The sequence below is a fragment of the Cryobacterium sp. TMT1-2-1 genome, from assembly GCF_004403955.1.
In the GTDB taxonomy this organism is placed as follows: Bacteria; Actinomycetota; Actinomycetes; order Actinomycetales; family Microbacteriaceae; genus Cryobacterium; species Cryobacterium psychrotolerans.
This window is the reverse complement of record NZ_SOHC01000028.1, coordinates 1-2,577: the sequence shown is the minus strand read 5'-3', so window position 1 is coordinate 2,577 and position 2,577 is coordinate 1. Positions and strand designations below refer to the sequence as shown.

Sequence of the window (2,577 nt, the reverse complement as noted above, 5' to 3'; positions counted from 1 at the left end):
GCCGGCGCGCCCGACGCGCTCGACGGCATCCACCTCGTCGACGCCGACGGCCGGGACCAGTGGCTCGCCGGCCTGTACCGGGCGTCCGCCCTCCGCGCGGCCGTGCGGCGCGCCGGCGCCGACGTGCGCGGGGCGCGCATGCGCGACCTGCTCGCCGGTTTCAGGCTCCGCGGCATCCGCGACGACTCGAACGCCGGGAAGGACGTCGACACCTGGCAGGCTGTCGCCGCCACCGAGGTGCTCCTGGCCTCGCCGGCGAACACACCAGCGAACCCGCCGGCACCCGGATCCGACGCCGCCGCATCCGGCCCCGCCTGCGGGTAGTCCTCCGCGGTGCGGTTCCCAACTGCGGAGAATCTCGGGATCGGGTAGCGCATCCGCCGAACGGCGCCGCCCCTGGCGTTCCGCGACCGGAATCTTCGCAGTTTGGTACGCCGTCTGCGCATAACTCCGCCAAAAATTCAGGCGCGCGCCCTGAACCCGCGGAATCACGGGGTTGCTGCGGCGATCGCCGCGGATCTGGCGGAGTTATGAACCGCGGGCGCGACGAAAGCCCGGGCAAGCGGCGTTTCAGGGGGCCCAAACCTGCCGTTTCCCACGGTTCTTTCACACGAGTGCACTTTTCACGGCGTTCCTTGCTTGCCACGGCCATGCGGACCCGCCATGCTGACACTCAAGCGGGCCCCCGCGCCCGATCGCGTTGACGGCGAGGACGCACATGACGCCTGCAGTAACGTCCACTCTCAGCTCCGACCTCTCGAATTGGGACCCGGAGAACGAAGCGACCTGGGATTCCAGGCTCGCCTGGCGCACGCTGTGGATCACCACGTATTGCATGCTGCTCGGCTTCGCCACCTGGTACCTCGTCAGTGCGATCGCCCCGCGGCTGAACGACATCGGCTACGACCTCAGCCAGGAGCAGCTGTACTGGCTCGTCGCCGTCCCCGGGCTCGCCGGCGGCCTGCTGCGGCTGGTCTTCATGTTCCTCCCCCCGCTGATCGGCACCCGCGCCCTGGTCGCGATGTCATCCGCGCTGCTGCTGCTGCCCATGCTCGGCTGGACGCTGGCCGCCCGGGACACCTCGACCCCCTACTGGGTTCTGCTCGCGCTGGCCTTCGCGGCCGGCGTCGGCGGCGGCAGCTTCTCCGGGCTGATGGCATCCACCAGTTATTTCTTCCCCAAGCGCCTGGCTGGAACGGCGCTCGGCCTGCAGGCGGGCCTCGGCAACTTCGGCATCGGCCTGATCCAGGTGCTCACGCCGTGGATCGTCGGTTTCGGCCTGCTCGGCACGGCCGCGCTCACCCCGCAGAGCACCGCCGAAGGACAGTTCGTCTGGCTGCACAACGGCGGACTCGTGCTCGTCCCCTGGGTGCTGCTCGCCGTCGGGCTGTCCCTCTTCTACCTGCGCCGGGTGCCGATCAAGGCGAACTTCCGGCAGCAGATGGACATCTTCAGGATCAAGCACACCTGGATCATGACGGCCATCTACCTGATGAGCTTCGGCGCGTTCAGCGGGCTCGCCGCCCAGATGGGGCTGATGATCCTCAGCATCTACGGCGACTTCGAGAACGCGCCCGACCCGCTCGCCTTCGCCTTCATCGGGCCGGCCATGGGCGCCCTCGTGCGGGCCGGTGCCGGCCCCCTCTGCGACAAATGGGGCGGGGCGATCTTCACGTTCATCGGCGGGGTGGGGATGACAGTCGGGACAGTCATCACGATCTTCTTCCTCAGACCAACGAGCGTCGACCAGTTCTGGGGCTTCCTCATCGGGATGCTCATCATCTTCTTCTTCGCGGGGCTGGCCAACGCCGGTACGTTCAAACAGATGCCGATGATCTTCCCCAAGCGTCAGGCCGGCGGGGCCATCGGATGGACGGCCGCGATCGCGGCCTTCGGCCCGTTCATCGTGGGCATGGCGCTCACGGCCGTCAGCCCGACGGCCTTCTTCATCGGCTGCGCCGTCTGGTGTGCGTTCTGCACCGGCCTCGCCTGGTTCTTCTACGCCCGTCCCGGCGCCCCGAACCCCGGCTGACCCGCCCAAATCACGCCGTGAGATCAGGGTGCGGCGCCGGATTCTGGCACCGGCGAGCCCTCACGCATGTGGCACGCCCCGCCAGCGCGGGCTCCTGGTGCTCCTGTGGCGTCGGCCGGCCCCTGCCGGCTCCCGCGGCTCCGGCCGACTCCCGTGGCTCCGGGCCGACTCCCGTGGCTCCTGCCGGCTCCTGCCGGCTCCCGGCGGGGGCCAACTCAGGAGATCCGTGCCGCGCCGGCCCGACAGCCCTGGAATCCCGCGGTGCGCTACAGCGGCGTCCCCGATTCTCCTGAGTTCGCCACACACCCGCGCGGCGCGACCCGCGGCCGACTCGCCCAACCCGGCCCAACCGCCCGTGAGGGGTCGCAAATCGACCTTCCCGGGGCCAACGAAGGTCGATATGCGACCCCTCACGCGGGGAGAGTGGCGGGGTGCGGTTGGTGGAGGCGGCGAGCGGGCGCGGCGGGCGGGGGCGGAGGCGGGGGCGGCTAGCGGGGGGTGCGCTGGCGGGGGCGGAGGTGGGGGCGGCTAGCGGGGGGTGCGCT

General features: G+C 70.5%; 1 protein-coding gene and 1 pseudogene. Both read left to right on the top strand.

Annotation, left to right across the window (positions count from 1 at the left end):
• Nucleotides 1-324 (top strand): annotated as a pseudogene (locus E3T33_RS15195) (hypothetical protein); the annotation flags it as partial.
• Between the two features lie 394 nt (nt 325-718).
• A complete protein-coding gene (locus E3T33_RS04970; RefSeq protein ID WP_092324317.1) occupies nt 719-2,032 on the top strand; it encodes an MFS transporter in 1,314 nt (437 codons plus the stop codon).
• Nucleotides 2,033-2,577 lie beyond the last annotated feature (545 nt).

What these genes read in the sequence shown, in the direction of transcription:
- E3T33_RS04970 (WP_092324317.1), top strand. Translation starts at nt 719, where the DNA reads ATGACGCCTGCAGTAACGTCCACTCTCAGCTCCGACCTCTCGAATTGG.